8 protein-coding genes are annotated in these 22036 nt (G+C 73.9%); 5 read left to right on the top strand and 3 right to left on the bottom strand.

Annotated features, from left to right (window positions below; all coding sequences use genetic code 11):
• Positions 1 to 20 precede the first annotated feature (20 nt).
• From Dsi01nite_RS47905 to Dsi01nite_RS47890, 4 genes are all read left to right on the top strand, one after another.
• A complete protein-coding gene (locus tag Dsi01nite_RS47905) occupies positions 21 to 374 on the top strand; it encodes an MmcQ/YjbR family DNA-binding protein (RefSeq protein WP_203853159.1) in 354 nt (117 codons plus the stop codon).
• Positions 375 to 397: 23 nt separating this feature from the next.
• On the top strand, positions 398 to 2002 hold the full coding sequence (locus tag Dsi01nite_RS58585) for a serine/threonine-protein kinase (protein WP_203853158.1): 1605 nt from the start codon (positions 398 to 400) through the stop codon (positions 2000 to 2002).
• A gap of 333 nt (positions 2003 to 2335) precedes the next feature.
• The gene (locus Dsi01nite_RS57935; protein ID WP_239136838.1) at positions 2336 to 3055 is read left to right on the top strand and encodes a class F sortase; all 720 of its coding nucleotides are present in this window, start codon (positions 2336 to 2338) and stop codon (positions 3053 to 3055) included.
• 72 nt (positions 3056 to 3127) lie between these two features.
• The gene (locus Dsi01nite_RS47890; RefSeq protein WP_203853157.1) at positions 3128 to 4945 is read left to right on the top strand and encodes a CHASE3 domain-containing sensor histidine kinase; all 1818 of its coding nucleotides are present in this window, start codon (positions 3128 to 3130) and stop codon (positions 4943 to 4945) included.
• Positions 4946 to 5222: 277 nt separating this feature from the next.
• Here the strand turns inward: Dsi01nite_RS47890 and Dsi01nite_RS47885 are convergent, their stop codons facing one another.
• Entirely contained in the window at positions 5223 to 6107 is an 885-nt protein-coding gene (locus Dsi01nite_RS47885; protein WP_203853156.1) for a hypothetical protein, read from the bottom strand.
• A 59-nt stretch (positions 6108 to 6166) separates the two neighbouring features.
• On the opposite strand from Dsi01nite_RS47885, the gene Dsi01nite_RS47880 reads away from it, so the two are divergent.
• Positions 6167 to 6700: a GNAT family N-acetyltransferase gene (locus Dsi01nite_RS47880; RefSeq protein ID WP_203853155.1), complete on the top strand. Its 534-nt coding sequence runs from the start codon at positions 6167 to 6169 to the stop codon at positions 6698 to 6700.
• Here Dsi01nite_RS47880 and Dsi01nite_RS47875 read toward each other — a convergent pair.
• Positions 6691 to 8307: a hypothetical protein gene (locus Dsi01nite_RS47875; RefSeq protein WP_203853154.1), complete on the bottom strand. Its 1617-nt coding sequence runs from the start codon at positions 8305 to 8307 to the stop codon at positions 6691 to 6693. The genes Dsi01nite_RS47880 and Dsi01nite_RS47875 overlap by 10 nt on opposite strands.
• Positions 8308 to 8319: 12 nt before the next feature.
• On the bottom strand, positions 8320 to 21708 hold the full coding sequence (locus tag Dsi01nite_RS47870; protein WP_203853153.1) for a hemopexin repeat-containing protein: 13389 nt from the start codon (positions 21706 to 21708) through the stop codon (positions 8320 to 8322).
• Positions 21709 to 22036 lie beyond the last annotated feature (328 nt).

Raw genomic sequence — 22036 nt, 5'->3', positions numbered from 1 at the left:
CCTTTGCTACCGTCGCAGGCGTGACACGGGCCGAACTGATCGCATATTGCCTGGCCAAACCGGGTGCGTGGCAGGACACACCGTGGGAGGGCGACGTCGTCGTCAAGGTCGGACCGAAGATCTTCGCGTTCCTGGGCGCCGACGGCGAACGGCCCGCCGTGGGCGTCAAGTGCGCGCCGACGCGGGAGGCCGCCGACGAGTGGCTGGCCCGGTTCCCCGACGACGCGCGGGTGATGCCGTACATCGGACGCTCCGGCTGGAACTCGCTGACGGTCGGCGCGGCGATCCCCGACGACGAGATCCTCGAGGCGGTCGAGGAGTCCTACCGCTGGGTGGTGTCGAAACTGCCGAAGAAGGACCGACCCGTCCAGTAGGCAGCCGGCTCCGAATGACACTCATGAATTCGGGGACGGTTGCCGGTCGGTACCGGCTGCTGCGCGTCATCGGCACGGGCGGGATGAGCCGGGTGTGGCTGGCCCGCGACGAGATCCTGGCCCGGGAGGTCGCGGTCAAGGAGGTCATGGCGATGCCCGGGTTGCCGGCCGGGCAGGCGGACCTGTGGACCCGCACGATCGCCGAGGGCCGGGCGGCCGCGCGCCTGGCACATCCGAACGTGGTGCGCGTCTACGACGTGCTGTTCACCGGCGGGCGGCCGTGGATCGTCATGGAGTACGTGCCGTCGCGCTCCCTCGAGGACGTGGTGCGCACGGACGGGCCGCTCGCACCGGACGTCGCCGCCCGCGTCGGCCTCGCGGTGCTCGACGGGCTCGCCGCCGCGCACCGGGCGGGCGTGCTGCACCGCGACGTCAAACCGCCCAACGTGCTCATCGCCGACGACGGCCGGGTCCTGCTCGGCGACTTCGGCATCGCGGTGCTGCACGACGAGGTCGACGGCCCGGAGACGCCGCTGATCGCGTCGCCGTCCTACGTCGCGCCGGAGCGGGTCCGCGACCACGTGTCCAGCGTCGAGACCGACCTGTGGTCGTTCGGCGCCACGGTGTACTGGTGTGTCGAGGGCCGCCCGCCGTACGCCCGTGCCACGACGGCGGAGGTGCTCGACGCCCTGGCCACGTCGCCGCCCGACCCCGTTTCGCTGGCCGGGCCGCTGCGGGAGGTCGTCGAGGGGCTGCTGCGCCGCGACCCGGCCGAGCGGCTGACCGCGGCGCAGGCCAGGACGCTCCTGGCGGACGTGGCACCGGCGCCGCGGTCCGCTGTGGTGCCGGCCCTGGTCGCGCCGCTCGCCGCGACGATGCGGCTGTTTCGTTCTCCGGCTGCCGCGCCGGTGCCGGCACCGGCGGGCGACGACCGACGGCGCACGGCCGCCCGGATGCTCACGGCGGCGATCGGGGTGCTACTGGTGGCCGGCGGGATCGCCGGGCTGGTCTCGGCCTACGGGGACGACGGCCGGCCGCGGTTCGTCGACCGGGCCCAATCCGTTGGCGGGACACCGCAGAACGGCGCGGCGGCCGCCGCCCGGGCCCCGGCCACCTGCGCGGACGGCGCGGTCCCACCCGGCACCGGGCCCCTGCCCGGCGGCACCGCGTCAGCTGCCGCCGGTGGGGACGGGCTGCCGGCGGGCTGGGTGTGGCATGACGACCCCGCCGGGTTCCGGATCGGGCGGCCCGCCGACTGGGTCCGCGCCACCGCCGGGGGCATCGTGTGCTTCCTCGACCCCACCGGCGGGCGGCGGCTGACTGTCGGCCTGGCCCCGTCCGCCGTGGCCGACCGGGTCGCCTACTGGCGGGCCGCCGAGCAGGACCTGCTGCGCCTCGACCCGCCCACCGGATACACCTCGATCGGCATCGCTCCGGTGGTGTACGCCCGCGGCGCCGCCGACTGGGAGTTCACCTACGCCGGCGGCGCCCAGTGGCACACCCAACGCCGGTTGTTCGGCGTCGCCGACGGCCGCGAGTTCACACTGTCCTGGACCACGGCCGACGGCGCGTGGAGCCCGGGCCAGTCCACCTTCCGCACGTTCACCGCGTCGTTCCAGGCCAGGTAGTCATGCCCATCGATCTCCTGCGGCAGAAGTGTCAGGGGGTCCCGGTAGCGTGCGGCTCGTGGATGAAGGTGCGTACGTGCCGCACCCTCCGGCGGGGACACGTCGACGAGGCCATGGCGGTGGTCCACGGGCGTGAGCCGCTTGTCCTGTGGCCTGCCCGGGCGGCGTGATCGGCATGGACCAGTTCTGCTGGCCGGTCCCGAGGTGTGATCGATGGAGAGCAGCGCGGTCGGCCGGCGGGGAGCCGTGACCGGGGCGGACCGGCCCGGTCGGTCCTGGGGCAGCGGCATGGTTGGCCGGTTGCGGTGGGCGGCTTCGGGGCACGCTTGGGCGATGAGGGTGCGACGGTCGACGGTGGCGGTGTTCGCGGTGGTGCTCGTCCTGGCCGCCGCGGGGCTGAGCCGGGCCGGCCCGACGCCCGAGGGGCCGGGCCTGGCGAGCGCCCCGCCCACCGCCGGCGTCGGGTCGGGAGCGTCGCCGGGCTTGGAGGCGGGCGCGTCGCCGGGGTTGGAGGCGGGCGCGTCGCCGGGGTTGGAGGCGGGCGCGTCGCCCGGGTTGGGGGCGGGAGGCGCTGGTCGTACACCGGCGGCGGGCGCCTCCGCGATGGACGGGTCGCCGCCGCTGCGGGTGTCGATTCCCCGGCTGCGTGTCGACAGTGAGCTGGTCGCGTTGACGCTGCTCGGGGACGGGGCCATGGAGGTGCCGGACGACGCGTCGACGGTCGGGTGGTTCACCGGGGGCCCGACGCCCGGGTCGATCGGGCCGGCGGTCCTCGCCGGGCACGTCAACTGGAAGGGGCGGGACGGAGCGTTCGCGCGGCTCGGCACGCTCGTCGCCGGGGACGAGGTGCAGGTGGAGCGGCTCGACGGCAGCGTCGCGGTGTTCGCGGTGACGGGGTCGGGGCGGTATCCGAAGGACCGGTTCCCGACCGACGCCGTGTACGGGCCGGTGGACCACGCCGGGCTGCGGCTGATCACGTGCGGTGGGGAGTTCGACCGCGCGACCGGGCACTACCGCGACAACATCGTCGTCTGGGCCGTGCTGCGCCCGTGAATCGCCTCTGTGCGTGCGCTCGGGGCGATAGCGTAGGACTGGCCTGGGGGCGACGCGGCGGGGGAAATGCGCGTGCCGAAACCGATCGCGGCCACACTGCGCCGGCAGTTCGTCTGGCTGGTCGTCGTGCTGCTGTCCGTCGGCGCCGCGCGGTTCCTCGGCGGGCAGTATCTCGGCGAGGTCTACGACGGGCAGTTGCAGCGCATCGCGGACACGTCCCGCGCCAACCAGCGGATGCTGCAGGACCTGACCGACGTCGAGACCGGCGTGCGCGGGTATCAGCTGACCGGCGAACCGCCGTTCTTGGACCCGTTCCGGGCCGGCGCCGCCGACTATCCCGTCGCCCGGGACGCCGCGCTGCGGGCCGCGCCCGACGACCGGACCAGGGTCCTCGTCCGGGACCAGGACCAGGCGGCGCAGCGGTGGCTGGCGCAGGTGGCGCTGCCGATCAGCGCGCTGCCGCCGGGGTACCCGGGCCTCGAGGCCGACCGCAGCGGGCGGGGCAAGGAGCTGTTCGACGCCGTCCGGGCCCGCAACGCGGCCGTGGCCGGCGCGGTCGAGGACGCGCAACGGGCGGCGACGGCGGGGTACCGCACCGCGAGCACCGTCCTCGAGGCGTCCCTCGCCCTGCTCGCGCTGCTGTCGGTGCTGGTCGCGCTGCGCATCCACCGGACCGCGAAGCGGATGCTCGTCACCCCCCTCGGAGCGTTGGAGGACCTGCTCGACCGGCGCGCCGGCGGTGACCTGTCCGCCCGCGCCGCCCTCACCGGGCCGCCGGAGGTGCGCCGGCTGTCCGCCGCGCTCAACGCCGAGCTCGACGAGAGCGGCCGGGCCCGGGAGAGCCTCGTCGCCGGCGCCGACGCGGTGGCCGCGCAGAAGGCGTACCTCGACCAGGTTCTCGACGTCATCGAGGTCGCCGTGCTCACCTGCGACACCGACGGGCGGATCGTGCACCTCAACCGGGTCGCCCGCAGCCGGCGCCGGGACGGCGTCCCGCAGACGATCGCCGACCTCGACCCCGTGTGGGTGCCCGGGGCCAACGTCGCCGACCCGCGCCCGCACCCCCTTGCCCGCGCGCTCGCCGGCGACACCGTCAAGGCGCAGGAGATGGCCCTCGTCGGGGCGGCCGGCGAGCGGCGGGTCGTCGCCGACGCCCGTCCGCTGCGCGACGAGGCCGGCCGGGTCATCGGCGCCGTCCTCACCGGCTACGACGTCACCGACCTTCGCGAACGGGAGGCCGACCTCGCCGCGTTCGCCGCCATCGCCGCCCATGACCTGCGCTCGCCGCTGACCACGATCTCCGGGTACACCGAGATCCTCGCCGAGGAGCTCACCGACCCCGACCACGTCGCGGTCGCCACCCGCATCGGGTCCGGCGTTGAGCGGATGCGGCGGCTGATCGACGACCTTCTCGCCTACGCCACCGCCCGGGACGCGCCGCTGGAGCCCGCCCCCGTCGACCTGTCGGCGCTGGTCGCCGCGATCTCGCCGCAGGTGCGGGTCGCGGGGACGCTGCCGGTGCTGGATGCCGACCCGGGGATGATCCGGAGGCTGTTCGAGCATCTGATCAGCAACGCGCTCAAGTTCACCCCGCCGGGCCGCGAGCCTGACGTGTGCGTGTCCGCCGCGTGGGCGGCCGGTGGGGGCGTGCAGCTGACGGTGGCCGACCGGGGCATCGGGATACCCGCCGAGGAGCTCGGGCGGGTGTTCACGTCGTTCCACCGCGTGCACGGGCGCGGCTACGCCGGCACGGGCCTCGGTCTGGCGATCTGCCAACGGGTCGTGGCCCGCCACGGCGGCACGATCACGGCCGCGGACAACCCGGGCGGCGGCACCGTCATCCAGATCGTCCTGCCGGCCGCGGCCATCGCGCAGCCGGTCAGTCCATGACGGCGGCCACGGCACAGTAGGCCGGTCCGTGGCTGCGGTCCCGGACGCGACCGTCAGCCACGGCACAGTAGGCCGGTCCGTGGCTGCGGTCCCGGACGCGACCGTCGCGGAGCCGGTCAGGCCATGACCGCAGCCGGTCGCGACCGGAACGCAACCACCACCATCGCGCCGCCGGGCAGGCCATGACCGCAGCCGGTCGCGACCGGAACCCAACCACCACCATCACGCCGCCGGTCAGGCCATGACCGCAGCCGGGTCGCGGCCGGAGCGCAGCCGGTCAGGTCGTGGCCTCGGTCCTGGTGCGACCGGCGCCCACCGCCACGAACAGCGCGAGCACGCCGGCCACCAGGAGCAGGCCCACGGGATCGACCAGTCGCGTCCCGGTCTCCCACGGCGGGGCGCTGTTGCGGATCCAGTCGTGGCTCAGCGGCAGCAGCCCGTCGATCGCGGCGGCGAGGACCACGGCGGTCACCATCGCCGCGACCGCCGCACCGACCGCCACCCGCGGCCGCCCGTCACCCGCCACCCCCGGCCGGTCGTCGCCCGCCATCCCTGACCGGCCGTCGCCGGGCACGGCCCGGGCGCGGCGCTCGATGAGGGCGGCCGCGACGCCGCCGGTGGCCATCATCAGCAGCAGCGCGGGCACGTTGCTCGACGCGACCCCGGGCAACAGCGCCGCCAGCCCCAGCCACCCCGCCGCCGCCGCGAACCCGCACCCCGCCGCGATCCCGACGGCCCCGGACCGCACCGCGGCCCGCCGGCGGGTCACCCGCACCGCGGCGAGCAGGACCAGCCCGAGCAGGACCAGCCACACGGTCAGCACGACCGTCCCGTCACCGGTCCGCGGTCCCCCGTCGCCCCTGACCGGCGGCACCACCCGGATGACCTGCGCCACCCCGAGCACCTCGAGCGCCACCACGCACCCGACCGCGGCGCGCACCACGCCCGCGAGGCCTCCCCCGGCCGCCACCGGACCGACCGGGAAGGCCGCGACGCCGACCAGCACGGCGACGACCGCGACCATGACGTCGACGCGCTGCCGCAACACCGAAAACCCGACGTCCCGCGCCAGGACGGCCGCCCCGACCAGGGCAACGGCCGCCGCCGCCCACAGCAGCGCGGCCGCCGCGCGCCCGACCCGTCGTGCCGCCACGCTCGTCATGACTCGTAACTCTATCTAGATAGAGTTACGAGTGGAAGAGGTCGTGCCAAGGTGTCCGCATGACGTTGCGGACCGAGCGGCTCATCATGCGACGGTGGCGGGAGTCGGACCGGGCGCCGTTCGCCGCGTTGAACGCCGACCCGGAGACCATGCGGTTCTTCCCCGCCACGCTGGACCGCGCCGCCAGTGACGCGATGGTCGAGAGCATCGAGGCGCGGTTCGACCGGCACGGGTTCGGGTTCTGGGCCCTGGAGGTCGCCGCGACCGGCGCGTTCATCGGGTTGACCGGCCTGAACCCGTTGCCCGACGGGCTACCGGGGGCCGGCCAGCTCGAGGTCGGCTGGCGGCTGGCACGGCATGCCTGGCACCGGGGGTACGCCACCGAGGCCGCCCGCGCCGCGCTCGGCGTCGCCGCCGGCGAGCTGGGACGGACCGAGATCTGGTCGCTGACCGCGGTGCTCAACACGCCGTCGCAGGCCGTCATGCGCCGGTTGGGGCTCACGGAGGCGGCCAGGTTCGACCACCCCCGGATCCCACCCGGCGATCCATTGCGGCCGCAGGTGGCGTACCGCGGCCTGCTGCGTCAGGCGTAGGGCGCGATGCCGAGAATCGGGCCGCCCACCTCGCGCAGGATCGTGTGCAGCTCCGTCCACGCCGCCTTGATCTCGTCGGGCACGTCGTCGTGCGACTGGATCACCGCGTCGTAGGCGTCGACGTCGCCCATGGCGAAGGTGGAGAAGCCCTCGGCGCAGATCTCGATGAACGTGGTCGCCTGGTACTTCTGCCGGTTGACCTCGTCCATGTCGACCGTGTCGGAGGCGCGGCCCTGGTCGGCGCCGATCAGGAACTCGCCGTCCTTCTGACGCAGCGTCAGCCACGCCTGGTAGTACCGGCGCGCGACCGGGGACAGCGCGTTCCACAGCCGTTCGCCCTCGTCGATCTCCGGGGTGCGCGGGGGGTCCTGCGTGCCCGCCCGCGCCGCCACGGCACGTGCCTGGATGTGGGTGACGTAGGCCCTGAGCGCTTTGTACCTGCGTGCGGTGAAGACATCGTTGTGAGCGGTCATCGTCTCGCCGATCAGCGCACGCTGGAAGCCCGCGTGTCCGGACTCGTGCAGCGCCAGCCGGACGAACGCGTCGGCCGGCTTGTCCGGCAGGGCCCTCAGGTGCACCTCGCGCTTGTCGGAGACGTACTCACCGACGGGATCGTTGATCTCCTTCGATCCGAAGACGAATCCCCTGACGCCGATCTGTCTGAGGTTCGTGAGGTAGCTCGGATGAGCGGTGAGCCATTGGCGCAGCGCCCGGCACTGCGATGCCGTGGCGCCGTCCGTCTTGACGGTCAGGCCCGCATCGGTGAAGGCCTTCGCCAGCTCGCCGCGCTCGGCCGCTTCCTCGGCGAGCAGCTCCTGCACCTTGTCGGCGACACCGGGATTGGCGTCCACCGCGGTCTTGCCCTGGGCGAGCTGTGCCGTGCCCGGGTCGGGCAGGCACCGGTGCACGGCGCAGACCAGGTTCACCAGGTCCTGCATCGTGCCGTTGAAGTTGAAGCCCTCCATCACCAGGCCGAGCGCCCGGGTGTCCTTCTCGCTGGACTTGCCGAAGCACGCCCGCTGGAGCTGCTGGATCTGGGCGGTGTTGAACGACGTGATGTCCTGGCCGTCGACCACGACCTTGTAGGTGTCCGGGGTGAGGCTGGGGCCACGCTGCTGCCGCAGGGCGTCCGCGACCGGCACCATGCCCTGGCGGGCGATCAGGATCATGTCCATGGTCGTCATGGCGATGCGCAGGTCGGCCTCGTCCAGGGCGTTGTTGCCGTGCGCGGCGACGACCTGGCGCATGTGGTCGAGCGACGCCTGCATCCTGGTCCCCCGGGGCAGGTCGGGCCGTTGGAGGAAGGCCTGCAGCGTCGCGATCTGCTCGTCCCTGGTCGGCGCCCGGTTCACGACGGGCGGCGGCGCCGGGGCCGCGATCACGGGCTGCGGCTGTGGGTTCGTGTTCCGGCGGGTCAGCGGGTCCACCTGCGGCTGCGGCTGCCCGGCAGCGCTGGAGCTGTCACTCTCGCTGGTGCTGTCGGTGTCGTTGACCTGCTGCGCCGTCGACATGGCGTTCGCCCGGCGCCGCTGCGGAGTGACCTGCGTGCGCTTGGCCAACGGATTCTTCAGGTTCTTCAACTTCTTCAGAAGATTCGGACTCGCCATGAGCTGCCTCCCCTACTGGACCTGTGCCTGGTACGTCAGCACCAGGCCGACGTTCTGCAATGAACCCTTGTCGCCCTCGATGACGAAGCGCAGCGGTGCCGCGCCGTCGATCGTCAGGCCCGGCGTCTCCTGCAGCGTCGCCGCCGGCAGGGACAGCTGGTGGCTGCCGTTGAGGCGCAGCCGGGCCGAGCCGCCGTTCACCATCTCGTACGTCGGGTAGATGGCGCCGATCTGGCGGTTGCCCATGCCCGGGAACTGCTGCGGCGTCAGCGGCAGCGCCAGCTCCGGGCTGTCGCCGTCGATGAACGCCGACCACTGCGCCGGGAACTCGCGGGCCACGTCGATGAAGCGGGCCGCCGCGTAGGGCCGTAGCATGCCGCGCACCGCGTTGGTGAACACGTCACCGCCGTCCAACGCGGTGTAGCGCACGGTGATGAGCACGTCGTACGGGTGCTCGGCGAACCGGCCGGATCGGCGCAGCCGCCACGTGGAGACCGCGCCGGTCCGCTCGAACGGCAGGTAGCGCTCGTCGTCGTAGCGCAGCTCGAACAGGCCGTTGTTGTCGCCGTCCACTTCGGACAGCGCGATCTGCTGGCTCGGCCGCCAGTCGGCGCGGACCGTCTGCGGGGCGAGGCCCTTCGGGTCCAGCAGGTGCCGGACCGCCTGCGGGTCCGGCTCCAGCACCGTCTTGTGCCCGAGCTGGGTCAGCGTCGCGTTCATCCAGATCGGCTGGCCGTCGGCGTTGGTGAACGTCACGGTCAGCGTGCGCAGCTGCCGGCGGTAGTGGCCGGGGAAGTCCTGGTCGAACTCGCTCTCGGTGAGCGCGAACTCGCAGGTGCCGGTCTCGCGCAGGCGCAGCAGCGCCAGCGGGTCGAGCTCCAGCAGCGACACCTGTTTGGTGATCTCCAGGCCGCGGGTGTCGGCGTCGAAGTAGGCCTTGCCGAGCCGTTCCAGGTCGAGGCCGAGGCTCTCGCCGGCGAGCAAGCCGGCGCGGCGGCTGTCCCAGTACGCCGGGCGGATGAAGTCGGCCTCGGACTCGGGCACGCCGCGCTCGAACTGCATCGCCCGTTGTGCTTGCAACGCCGTCTCGTGGGCCAGGTGGTAGGCCTCGAAGTGCAGGCGGGACAGCTGGGCCGCCATCCAGCCGTAGAGCTCGGCGGTGGCGAACTTGCCGCGCATGAACTCGGCGACCGCCTGCTGGTGGGCGATCTCCAGCTCGAGGCTCGCCGCCTCCTGCCGGGCGATCGCGAGCTGCGTCGTCACCCCGGCCAGCTGGTGGCCGATCTGCACGATGTCGTTCTGCGCCGTCTGCAGCTGCACGACCCAGTCCTGCGCGGTGCGCTCGTACTGCGCCTTCACGCCGAGGATCTCGCCGGCGACGCTGAAGCCCTCCCCGAGCGACTCGGAGACCTCGGCGGCCTTCTCCAGGGCGCCGCTGACCTGCACGCCGCCGGACTCCACGCCGAGGATGAACGGGCCGGCCTTCAGCTGCGGCACGGCCGCCGCGATGCTCGCCGCGACCTTGAGCACGCTGGAGGCGAAATGCGCCGACGCCGCGGTCGACATGAGGTCGAGCTGGGCCTGCTCCAGGCCGGACATGCCGGCGGCGATCAGCCCCTCGTAGTGCGCGACCCGAGCTCGTGCCGCCGCCTGGCCGGCGCTGAGCTCGGCGACCTGTTCCTCGGCGACGCGGACCTGCGCCTCCTTGATGCCGCGGGTCAGCCCGAGGATCGCCGCCTCCTGCCGGCCGCGCAGCAGGTTGAGTTCCTCGGCGTCGCGGCGGTCGAGCGTGTCGAGCAGCTGCGAGCCGAACTGGCGCAGCTTCTCGGCCAGGTCCTGCGCCTTGCGGAACGCGGCGGCGAACCGGTACACCGGCGGCGACGCGGTCACGGCGGACCCCACCACCTCCGCGTCCAGCCCGCCGGCGACCCCCTGCACCAGCACCATCGGGTCCAGCGGCGGCGCGAACAGCGGCAGCGGCTGGCTGATGCCGAGGATGTTCATCGACTGCCGGATCTTGCGCAGCCGGTCCGCGACCCGGCCGCGGTACTCGGCGAGCGCCGCGTTGCCGGGGATCTCGAAGTACCCGTCGGCGACGCCGGCATGCACCGCGCCGCCGCCCTCCAGCAGCGCGCCGTCGGCGGTGAGGTATCCGGCGAGGTCGAGCTCCCCCGGTGCGGCGTCGAGCTCGGCGAAGCCGGCCGCCGCCGGCAGCCGGTGCGGGCCGAGCTCCGAGCCGGTCCCGAGCAGGTCGTAGGCGAGCACGTAGAGCATCCGGGCCTCGTCGACGCTCTCCGGGGTGTACTGCCCGAACAGCAGGTCGGCCCAGTCGAGCAGGTTGTCGATGTAGCCCATGACGACGGCGCGCCGGTAGGCGATCGGGCGCACGTCGGCGATGGCGTGCGGGTCGAACGGGTGCTCCCGGTAGGCCTTGAGCAGCCCCTCCCGGTCGCCGAGCCGGCCGAACAGCTGGCGCAGGTCGGCGATGACCGCGGCCCGCTCGCGAATCCCGGTGACCGCGTCGCGCTGCGGGCCGGGCAGGTTGCCGGGCAGGCCCTGCAGTTTCAGCTCGATGTCGCGCTGCGTCAGCGCCGACGTGAGCCGGGTCAGCGCGGCCGTCTCCGCCGCGGTCAGCGGCGGGCGGTTCTGCAGCGCCGCCGGCGCGAGGGCCCGCAGGTCGGCGACGACCGGCGCCAGGACCTCCCTGAGCTCGGCCACGCCGCGGCGCCGGCCCAGGTCGGCCAGGTCGGCGGTCACGCCGTCGGCGAGCTCGTCGAGGTCGGCGGCGAGGAACGGCAGGAACCGCCAGGCCGCCGGCTGGGTCGGGTCGAAGACGTACTCCCACCACTGCTTGGCCGCCTCGAAGCGTTGCGCGGCGTTGAGGGCCTGGGCGATGAGCACCGGCGCGTGGAAGAAGATCTCCCAGTAGTAGAGGCCGTTGGCGCTGCCGAAGTCGAGGTGCGAGCCGGTCGGCAGGCGGTCGACGTCGACGATGCTCGCCTCCACGGCCACCGCGCCCGGCTCGCGGCGGGTCGACACCCGGACCTCGTCGAGCTCCTGGGTGGCCAGGTCGAGCAGCGCCGGTACCCCTCCGGACAGCAGCCGCCGGTTGAGCTCCGAGGCGGTGCCGGTGGTGAGCCGGACCAGCTCGAACGGCACGGCCGAGCGCTCATACGGCGGTGCGACCTTGCCGCTCTTGGAATACCGCAGATACTCGGTGCCGTCGACCAGGAAGATCGAGGCGGCGGTCTCCAGCGCGCCGTCGAAGGGCCGGTCGCCGGCGCGTGGCAGGTCGGCCCACGCACCGGCGGTGGTGCGCGGGGCCGGGAGCCTGGAGGGCTCGGTGGTGGCGTTGATCCGCGCGTAGCCCGCGTCGGAGAACAGGTAGACGGACCCGTTCCGGCTGAACGCGGCGTTGATCTTCCGCGGCAGCGGCTTCGGGTAGCCCTCGTCGATGAGGTCGGGCACGGGCGCGTCGGCGGACGGCAGCGTGTACCGGACGTATTCGCCGTCGCGGGTCAGGTACAGGCGGGTCCCACCGACCCAGGCCGCGTCGACGGCACCCTGGTCGCCGACGGTGCTCTGCGGGCCGACCAGGGCCCGGAACTGCCGGCTGCCACCGGAGACGGTCAGGTAGCGGCCGGCGTCGGTGTTGTCGAAGTAGTAGGTCGTCTGGCCGATCCGCGCCGCGGCGTGGATCTTCAGGTCGGTCGGCAGGCCGTCGGGGTTGCCCTCGAGCTTCCTCGCCTTGATGTCGGCCTTGAAGTCGACCTTGTCGTAGGCGGCACCAGCTACCCGGAGGTAGTCCTTGCCACCGATGAAGAACGTGGCCTGATCGGTGACCAGCACCGCCTCGAGGTCGCCGAGCCCGAGCAGGCGCAGCCAGTGCTCGGCGAGGTCGACCGTCGACTGGGTGCCGGTGCTGGGCCGCACGACGGTGACCTTGCCCAGCGTCCTGGAGTAGTAGTACTCGGCCCCGTCCTGCCCGGTGAACGCCACGTCGACCCGGGTCCACTTCGGCAGGTTGTCGGTGTTCGTCGCGAGGTCCCTGGGGTACCCATCGTCGAACAGCCGGAACGGTGTGCCGGTGAACCGCACGTACCGGCCGCCGAAGAGCACGAACGTCTGCTGGCCGCGGACCACGACCGCGTCGATGCCCGCCGTCAGGACGCCGTCGGAGAGGGCGTCGCCGGGCAGCACCGTGGGCCGGCGCCCCCACCGCCGGCCGGTCGAGGCGGGGTCCCCGGGGCCGGCGTCGGCGGTGCCGGTCCGGAAGGTGCGCGCGGTGTTGTCGAAGAAGTACCGCACGCCGTTGGGGAGTTCGACGGCGGCGTCGACCGGTGCCTGCACCGGCAGGTGGTCCCGGTTGCCGGCCAGGGCCTGGCGCTTGCCGCCGGAGCTGGTCACCGGCACCGGGCGGCACAGGAAGCTGCCGCCCTTGTGGTCGACGCTGAACCAGTTGAGGCCCTCGAAGCCGGCCGGCTGGTCGAAGCGGACGATGCCGGCCGGGTCGACCCGGTCCAGGAAGATCCGCGAGACCTGCTCGGCGGTGGCCGCGGCCGCGAGGGTGACCTCGATGTCGGTCATGACCGCGGCGCCGGCCGGGGTCAGGCCCTTCGGGTCGTCGGGGTCGAGCAGGTCGTCGGCGTAGAGCTCCGGGTTGAGGTCGAACAGCACGGCCGCGCGGCGCGGCGTGGGCGGTTCGGCGCCGGTGTCGGGCGCGGTCACCGTGTAGGAGCAGGAGACGGCGATCGACGTGGCGCCGCTGTCGTCCTTCACCCGCGGGCGGACCAGCAGCGTGACGCCGGAGATCGTGCCCTCCTCCCGCGGGCCGACGCCGAGGGTCTGCATCGGCACCCAGTCGCGGTTGAGGTTGGAGAACGAGTAGCGGATCGCGACCCGCTGGGTCTTGGTCTGGCTGCCCGACACCTGCCGGTCGTCGGCGACGACGACGCTGGTCGTGCCGGGGTCGTCGGGCTGCGCGTCGGCCGCGTCGGCCCAGAACACGAACACCCGGCCGAACGCGTGCACCGGGTGCACCTGGTCGGCGCCGATCTGCACGTTGACCGGCTGCCACGCCTCCCACGTCGCCGACAGCGGCTCGGTGGTGCCGAACTCGGCCCGGCGGAAGTAGTACCGGCGTGGGTCGGTCTTGGTCCGGCCGAACAGCACCAGGCGGCGCACCCCGTCCGGCGCCATGTCCTTGGTGTAGACGTAGCCACCGGCGATCGTCAGCCGCGACACCTCGGTGTACTCGTCGAGGTACCGCTTGAACGCCCGCTCGACCCCGTCCGGGGTGATCTCGCCCTGCAGCAGGTCGCTCTCCAGGGCGCGGAAGGCCGGGGTCCTCGCGGCGCGCAGCTCGGGGCGCAGGTAGTTCTCCGGGTACAGGAACACCTTGCGGTTGGCCTCCCACAGCCGGTAGCCGCGCATCCAGGACCACCGGTTTTTGACGAGCGCCCGGACGGCCTCGGGGTCCACCACGTCGTCGGCGGAGTCGTCGGTACCGTCATCGGCCGCCGCGGGCAGCAGGCGCAGCAGGTACCGGTGCAGGTACAGCTGCACGGCCGCGATCGCCTCCCGCACCCGCGAGGTGGTGCCGCTCCCGCCCATCTCGACGTCGATGAGGAACCAGTCGAACAGGTCCCGGGCGGTGTGGAAGTCCGGGTCCGCGGCGATGACGGCGGCGACGAGCGCGTCGCGGCGGGCCACGTTGAGCTCGTCGTGGACGGTGCGGGCCAGGGCCGGCAGCTCGGCCGCGGGCGTGCGGCGGGCCAGCAGCCCGTGCAGCGCGCCACCGGCCGCGTCGAGCGCGGCGGGAGCGGCCGGGGTGCCGCTGTCGTGCAGCCGCGCCCACACCTCGGCGCGCAACGCCGAGGGTCCGGTGCCGAGCCGGCCGGCGAAGGCGAACAGCTCGGCCAGCTCCAGCAGGAACTCGATCTCGAACCGGTCCTCGTCGGCCGGGGCGCCGGACAGGAACCGGCTGTGCCGCCGACACCAGCGCAGCTCGTCGGCGTCCCAGCCGAACAGCGTGCTCAGCCGCAGGTACGGGTCGGCGTAGATCGACGGGCCGGGCAGCAGGAACGCGGCCAGCCCGCCCTCGACCGGGTGCGCGCGGGCCAGCGCGGCGAACCGGCTGATCGCCCGCACGTCGGCCAGCCGGTAGTCGGCGCCGTCGGTGAAGCGGTGCCGGAACAGCTGCGGCACGGTGTGCTCGGTCAGCTCCAGACCGCCGGCCGGCAGCTTGACGAAGGCGTCGCCGCGGCTCAGGTGCACCCGGCCGGCGAGCGTGAACGCGCCGTCGATGCCCCGCTCGAACGCCGCCGGCAGGAACCCCCAGTCGTCCTTGACCGGCCGCGGGTAGCCCGGCTCGACGGTCCCGGGCACACCGTCCGGGTAGCGGATGTAGCGGGTGCCGCGGAACGCGTACAGCTCGCCGGACGGCGCGACGAACGCCGCGTCGATAGGCGCACCCGGCGCGAACGCGTCGCCGAGCACGCCCCAGGCGCCGGCGATCGGCGCGGCCGTGACCTGGTTGCCGTGGATGGTGAGGTACTGCTCGCCGGCGAACAGCACCGTCCGGCCGCCGGCGTCGCGGAACGCGGCGTCGACGCGGTCCTGGAACGCCTCCGGCAGCGCGCCGACATGCAGCTCGTCGCCGAAGCCGGCCAGGTCGCGCGGATAGCCGTCGTCGACCGGGCCGTAGTCGCGGCCGGTGTAGCGCACGTACTGGTCGCCGGAGAACAGGTAGGTGACCTCGCCGTCGACCAGGGCGGCGTCGACGCGCTGCCGCTCGGCGATCGTGTTGCGCACCCGGACCAGGTCACGCAGGTCGAGCGTGGCGGTCGCGGTCCGCGACACGGCGTGGCAGGCACCGCCGGCGAACACGTAGGCGGTGCGGTCGTTGCCGGTCACCGCGTCGATCAGCGGTCCGGCGCCCAGCCCGGCGAGCTCGTCGTCGAAGGTGGCCGGCAGGTTCGCGAACGGCTCCTCGAGGCGCAGCCCGCCCACGATCGGCTTCGGGTAGCCGGCGTCGGCGTACTCGTAGTCCGCGCCGCTGTAGCGCACGAACTGGTCGCCGGAGAACAGGTACGTCACGCCGCGCAGCACCACGGCCGCGTCGACCCGCGCGCCGGCGGCCAGGAACGCGTTGCGGGAGCGGCCCCACCGGTCGCGGATCGGCTGGCGGGGCTCGACCACGCCACCGGCGTACCGCGCGTACTCCCCGTCCAGGAAGAAGTAGGTCGCGCCGTCGCGGCCGGTGAACGCGGCCGTGAGACCGGTCGCGTCGCCGAGCCCGCGCCAGATCCGCTCCAGCGGTCGCGGGTAGGACCAGGTGCCGGTCCGCTCGTCGCGCTGCAGGCACACGCCGCCGGTGACCAGCAGCATCGTGTCGCCCTCGAACAGCACCGCCGCCGGCAGCACCGTCCCGGCCGGCCGGTGCTGCCGCGGGATGTCCCAGAAGGTGGCGTCGACCGTGACCGGCGTGCGCTCGTCGGGCCGGCTGTAGTCGGCACCGGAGTAGGTGACGCAGCGCGCGGTGCCGTCCGGGCCCGGCGGCTCGAACAGGTAGGTGGTGCCGGCCCGCACGTAGGCCAGCGCCACGCCGCGCAGCCCGCCCCAGTGCTCGGCGACCGGCCGGGCCGGTCCCTCGGCGTCCGCCCCCGCGTACTGCGTGCCGGTGTAGGTGACGAAGTGCTCGCCGCCGAAGACGTAGGTGTTGCCGTCGGCGCCGACGAACGCCGCGTCGACCCGCCGCTGGATGGTGGCGCGGGCGCGGCCCCATTCCTCGGCGAACGGGTAGGCGCGGTTGAGCCCGGTGTTCCAGCAGGCGTCGCCCTGGAACAGGTAGGTGGTGCCGTCGGTGCCGTGCAGGACCGCGTCCAGGCCGGCGCGGAACCGCTCCGGGACGCCGCGCAGCGCGCGGGGCCGGGCCGGCGTCGCGGTCGGCGAGGTGCCTTCCAGGGCGCTGAGGTGGCTCCAGCCGCCGGGACGCTCGGCCAGCAGCGCGCCGTCCTCGACGAACGCGCAGCCGATCGGGCCCGGCAGGTCGTCGTAGCGCCGGTAGGTGGTGGCGGACACGACGTGGCACTGCGCCCCGCGGAACAGGTAGACGTTGCGCCGGTCCGCGACCGCCGCGTCGACGCCGTCGAGGCGGGCGGCGAGGTGCCGCAGCCGGGGCTCGTGGCGCAGGTCGGTGAGCAGCTTCGGGTAGCCGAGGTCGACGGTGTCGTACCCCCGGCCGGTGTAGCGGACGTACTGGTCGCCGGAGAACAGGTAGGTGTGTTCGCCGGCGACGAACGCCGCGTCGACCCGGCCGGTGCGGGCGATATTGTTCGGCACGTTGCCCCAGAACGCCGCGACGCGCGCCGGGTAGCGCTCGTCGACGCGGGTGCAGCGCGGGTCGGTGTACCGCACGTACCGGCCGTCGGCGAACACGTAGGTCTTGCCGTCGGCGCCGACGAACGCCGCGTCGACGTGGTCGAACGGCAGGCTGTTCCAGTCCTCGTCCAGCGACATCGGCGGGGACCACCAGCGGCGCTTGTTGTCGAACACCACGTACTGCCCGCCGCTGAACAGGTAGGTGCGCCGGTCGTGGCCGGTGAAGACCGCGTCGATGCCGGCGAGGCGCCCCGGGCCGGACACGAACTCGTCGGGCAGGTTCCACCAGTTGTCGCCCAGCGGCCGCGGGTACCCCGGGTCGGGGACGGTGTAGTCGCGGGTGGAGTAGCGCACGTGGACCTCGGTGTCCTTCGCCGGGTCGAAGTGCGCCTCGATCCGGGCCGCGGTGGCCGCGCCGGTCTCCGGGTCGGTGCCCGCCTCGACCAGCCGCAGCCGCACACCCTCGACCGACCAGGCCGGGCGAGCGCCGGTGACCTTCGCGTCCTCGGCGACGGTGACGGCGTGCTCGGCCAGGCGCTGCCGCAGGACGCGCGGCAGCCGGCCCGTGTCGAGGGCGGCGGCGTGCTCGGCCGGCGCGTCGAACAGCTTGCCGCCGGTGCCGAACAGGTACGTCGCGCCGTCCAGCACCACCGCCGCGCCGACCCGGCGCAGCCCGCCCCAGTCCCCGGCGATCGCCCGCGGAAAGCCGGGATCCACCGCGGAGTAGTCGGCGCCGCCGTAGCGCAGGTAGGTGTCGCCGCTGAACAGGTAGGTGTGGCCGTCCAGCCCGACGAACGCGGCGTCGACGGCACCGTCCGGGTTCAGCGACGGACGCAGCACGCCCCACCGTTGCCGGGTCGGCACGGTTTCGGTCTGGTACCCCGGGTAGTCCGCGTCGGTGCCCAGCGCGACCGTCTGGCCGTCCTTGAACAGGTGCGTGGTGCCGCTCGCGTCCACGAACGACGCCTCGAGCCCGTGCCGGAACGCCGGCGGCGTGGCCGGGCGGTGCGTCTCGATGCGCTGCGGGTAGCCGCCGTCGACCCGCAGGCCGGCGTTCTCGAGGTCGTCCGTGTGCCGGAGCACCTGGTCGCCGGCGACGAGGAAGTGCTGCGAGCCGTTCGTGTACGCGGCGTCGACCCGCTCGGCCGCCTCGAACGCGTTGCGGACCCGGCCCCACACGGCGCCGACCGGGCGTCCCTCGTCCGGGTCGTCGGTGCCCGCGCCGGGCCCGACGGTCCGGAACCGGTCGCCGGCGAAGAGGTAGGTGCGGCCGTCGTGGCCGAGGAACGCGGCGTCCAGCGACCGGCGGAACGGCGCCGGCAGCGCGGCGGCATGCTGCTCGTTCTCCCACCACTGCCCGATCGGGCGCGGGTAGCCGTCGTCGACGGTCGCGGCGCCGCTGGTGGTGTACCGCACGTACTGGTCGCCGCAGAACAGGTAGGTGCGGCCGTCCCGGTCGACGAAGGCGGCGTCGATGGCGGCCGGGGCGGCGAACGCGTTGGTCACGGCGCCCCACTGCTGCGTCCGCGCCGCCCACCGGCCGCTGCCCGGCTGCCGCACGAACGTCAGCCCGGCTCCCGCGGGGTCGCGGCCGACGAGCCACTCCGCGCCCGCCGGGTCGGTGAACGCGGCGTCGACGCTCAGGCCGGTCAGGGCCGCCGACAGCGCGGACAGCGGCGCCGGAGCAGGGTCGGCCGGGGCCTGCGCGCCGGCCGGGTAGGTCCAGTAGGCCGTGTCGCGGAACACCAGGACCGTGCCGTCGGCGCGTTCGAGCAGCGCGTCGATGCGGTCGATGCCCGGCGGCAGCGCCAGAGGCTCGGCGAACTTCCCGGTCAGCTGCTGGTCGCGGAAGGCCAGCGCCACCTCGTCGGCGTCGAGGCCGAGCCGGGCGGCGAGCAGCGCGAAGCCCTCGATGCGGCGGAACGCCCGGAGCAGCGGCACGTCCTCGTCGTCGTCGTCCGGCACCAGCAGCTCGACGACCCCGGCGGCGGCACCGAGGACGGCGGTGCAGATCGCCTCCGCGACCGCTGCTGGCACGCCGAGCGCGTCGCGGAGCACCTCGAAGACCAGGGCCCGTTGCCGCGCGCCGTGATCGGCCAGGACGGTGGTGATCTCCTCGATGCCGGCCAGGACCCGCACGGCCACCGCGTGCAGCAGGAAGAACACGTCCATGCTGAAGTCGGCCAGCCCCGGCACGGTGAACGCCGGCGCGTTGGTGACGGTGGCGAAGTGGGCGAGCCGGTCCTCGGGCACCGTCAACGCCGGGGTGAGGTGCCCGACGCCGATGAGGTGGGCGACGAGCTGGTCGCGGCGGGTGTCGTCGAAGCCCAGCCCGGTGAGCGCGGCGAGGTCGAGCCGGAAGGCGCGCTGCTCGGCCAGGATCGCCGCGATCCGGTCGAACACCGTGTCGTTTTCGCTGTCGGTGAAGCCCTCGACGGCCAGGGTGTTGCCGGGGTCGGCGAAGAACGCGAGCCCGTCCGGGCCGGGGCGCCCGTCGACGAGCGCGAAACCGTCGAGCCCGTCGGCGAACCGCTGCGCGACCGCCACGTCGGCGATGTCGCGCAGGTCGTCGGGGCTCAGCCGGAGCAGCCGGTCCCGGGCGTCGCGCAGCTGCGCCTGCATGGCCGCGAGGACCTGGCGGCGGTACGGGTACAGCTCCAGCGCCAACCCGAACTCGGCGGGTGAGCTGTCCAGCAGGCCGAGCGGATCGGCGTAGGTGCCGTCGGCGTCGATGTGCCCGTTGTGACGCAGGCTGTCCAGCAGCACCCGCTCGTCCGCGCCGGTCCCGGCGAAGATGGCCGGGTCCAATGGGATCGGTTCGGTGCCGAACCTGGCCACGACCTCGCGCAGCAGCGCCAGGACGGGCTGGGTGACGTCGTCGAGCTCGGCGTCGACCTGCAGCTGCGCCGCGTTGCCGGGGTCGCCGAAGAATCCGGGCTCGCGCACCCGCCCGTCCGGGTCCAGCAGGCCGTTGTAGATCAGGTTGCCGTACAGCTCGGTCCGCTGCGCGGCGGTCAGCGTCCCGAGCGTCTCCAGGTCCGACGGGTACACCATGGGCCCGTCCGAGCCCTCACACAGCCCGGCGATCAGCGCGAACACGTCGTCGCGGACGTGGCCGAGGCCGCCCGACAGCCGCAGCGCCTCCGGGGTGGACGGCAGCCGGTCGGCCACCACGGTGCCGTCGGCCTCGACGTAGCCGCCGGCGACGAGGCCGGTGAGGATCCGCTCGGTGGTGCGCGCGTCGAGCCCGAGGCCGAGCAGGTCCGCCGGCACGATCACGCCCAGCTCGTTGACCGCCCGGTACGCGGCCGCGGCGCCGGTCCAGGTGAGCACCACCCGGTCGTCGCGGTCGCACAGCACGCCGCCGGTGACGGCGAGGGCGCTGTGCAGCACCTCGGCCGCCCGTTCGCCGAACTGGCCGGCGGTGAACGCGGCGGGGGTCAGCGCGACCGCGTCGAAGCCGCCGCGCAGGCGCTCCAGGACCGCCGTCAGGGCGTCACCGCGCGAGCCGCCCAGCACGGTCACCAGGTCACGCCCGGTGAGCCCGCTCTCGCGCAGCCAGGTGACCGCGCCGAGCAGCGTCTGGGCCAGCCAGAGCCCGGCCACCGGGTCGGTGCCGGCCAGCGCCGACGAGGCCCGGTCGAGCGTCACGCCCGGGTCGATGAGCAGTGGGAACGGGGCGAAACGCGACGCCGCCGGGTCGCGGTCGAGGGCGTCGAGCACGTCGAGCAGGTCGGTGACGCCCAGCCCGAGCCCTCCGGCGAGGCGGGCCACGCGGTGCAGCAGGGCCAGGCCGGCGGGGCCCAGGCCGCGGTCGAACGGGCCGCTGTCGTCGGCGGCGCGGAACCGCTCGACGATCGCGGCCAGGTCGGCCTCGGTGATGCTCAGGGCCGTGGTGATCCGGCGGCGCACGTCCCGGTTGCGGGACGCGAGGATGTCGCCGACGCAGACGAGCTCGCGCAGCCCGGCGTAGGCGCTCGGCGCCGGGCCGGTCCCGCGCAGGACGGTGCCCTCGGCGGCCACGAACGGCACGTTGAACACCCGGTCGAACAGGTCCGCCGGCTCGGCGTCGTCGCCGGCGCCGAGCTCCGGGATCGGCGCGACCAGGCTCACCACCACGTCGACCGGCAGGCGCAGGGCGCGTTCCAGGTGCCGCACGATCGCGATCACGCGCAGCGCCGCCAGGTCGATCCGGTTGCCGCAGCAGGCCCGCAGGACGAGGTCGAGGTCGGTGAACGACAGGCCGGTCCGCCGGGCCAGCCGCACGAACCGGTTGACCCGCTCGAACCACTCGACCGGCACCGGCCGGTCGGCACCGGAGCGCAGCCGCTCCTCGGCCGCGTCGAGCCGGACCACGGCGCCGCCCTGGTGGATGAAGGACCCGGCGGTGCTCTCCGCCGCGCCGGTGCGCTGGTAGAGCAGCTCCCGCAGGTCGGCGGCGCTGAGTTGCATGGCCTGCCGGAGCCGGTCGGCGGACTCGAGCCGGTTCCACGGCTCGTTGCCGAGCGCGAAACACCCGCGCAGGTCGGGGCCGTTGGTCAGCACCGTGGTGAGCAGCGTGACGTCGGCGGCGGTCAGGCCGAGGTGCTCCCGCGCGACCGTGTCCGGGTCGATGCCGTCGGCGAACAGTTTGTACAGGTCGGTGGCCTCGACGCCGAGGTGCCGCAGGTAGGTGCGGATCCGTTCGTGGCGCAGCGAGAACGGCAGCGCGGCGGGCGAGTGAGCGCCTTCGAGGATCGTCTCGGCGGTGGTGTCCGCGGTCGCCTCCAGGGCGCGCTCGAGGACCTCGTTGACGATGTCGAGGTACGGCACCTCGGTGTACGTGTGTGCCAGGTCCAGCGGCACCCGGGCGATGTCCGGCCGCCGCTCGGCGATGCCGCCGTCGACGCCGGCCACGAGTTGCAGCAGGTCGGCCAGGTACGCGGCCGGGGAGTACACCGAGCGGGACTCGTCGCCGCGCTGGAACAGCAGCTCACCGAAAAGGTCCTGGTAACTCGGCAGGGCACCGTCTGAGGGCATGACTGTTTCCTCCGCGACGTGGGGTTGCGGGCGCCGGGCACGCAGCATGAAGATCACGCCGCGCTATGACTCATGCGCTGAACGTGACATCGACCAAGCTATTCGGGCCTGCGCGTGAGCCGGTATCCACCGTTCGGCGAAGAAGCGCGGATGGCGAACATGTCCGAGGTTCGCCGTATTTGAACGCTGCGTCCCGGATCACGGGCAGGTGGGCCTGGCCGGGGACCGGCGCCGCGCGGGAGCAGACCGGCGGGCCGATCGGGGCGGCGGGCAACTGGCTTTATCGTCCGTGAAGGGAATAAAACGTGTCAATCGGGCATTCGGCCCT

It is taken from the genome of Dactylosporangium siamense (assembly GCF_016862795.1).
Lineage (GTDB): Bacteria > Actinomycetota > Actinomycetes > Mycobacteriales > Micromonosporaceae > Dactylosporangium > Dactylosporangium siamense.
This window is presented reverse-complemented; position numbering and strand designations above follow the sequence as displayed.

What these genes read in the sequence shown, in the direction of transcription:
- Dsi01nite_RS58585 (WP_203853158.1), top strand. Translation starts at nt 398, where the DNA reads ATGAATTCGGGGACGGTTGCCGGTCGGTACCGGCTGCTGCGCGTCATC.
- Dsi01nite_RS57935 (WP_239136838.1), top strand. Translation starts at nt 2,336, where the DNA reads ATGAGGGTGCGACGGTCGACGGTGGCGGTGTTCGCGGTGGTGCTCGTC.
- Dsi01nite_RS47885 (WP_203853156.1), bottom strand. Translation starts at nt 6,107, where the DNA reads ATGACGAGCGTGGCGGCACGACGGGTCGGGCGCGCGGCGGCCGCGCTG.
- Dsi01nite_RS47880 (WP_203853155.1), top strand. Translation starts at nt 6,167, where the DNA reads ATGACGTTGCGGACCGAGCGGCTCATCATGCGACGGTGGCGGGAGTCG.
- Dsi01nite_RS47875 (WP_203853154.1), bottom strand. Translation starts at nt 8,307, where the DNA reads ATGGCGAGTCCGAATCTTCTGAAGAAGTTGAAGAACCTGAAGAATCCG.
- Dsi01nite_RS47870 (WP_203853153.1), bottom strand. Translation starts at nt 21,708, where the DNA reads ATGCCCTCAGACGGTGCCCTGCCGAGTTACCAGGACCTTTTCGGTGAG.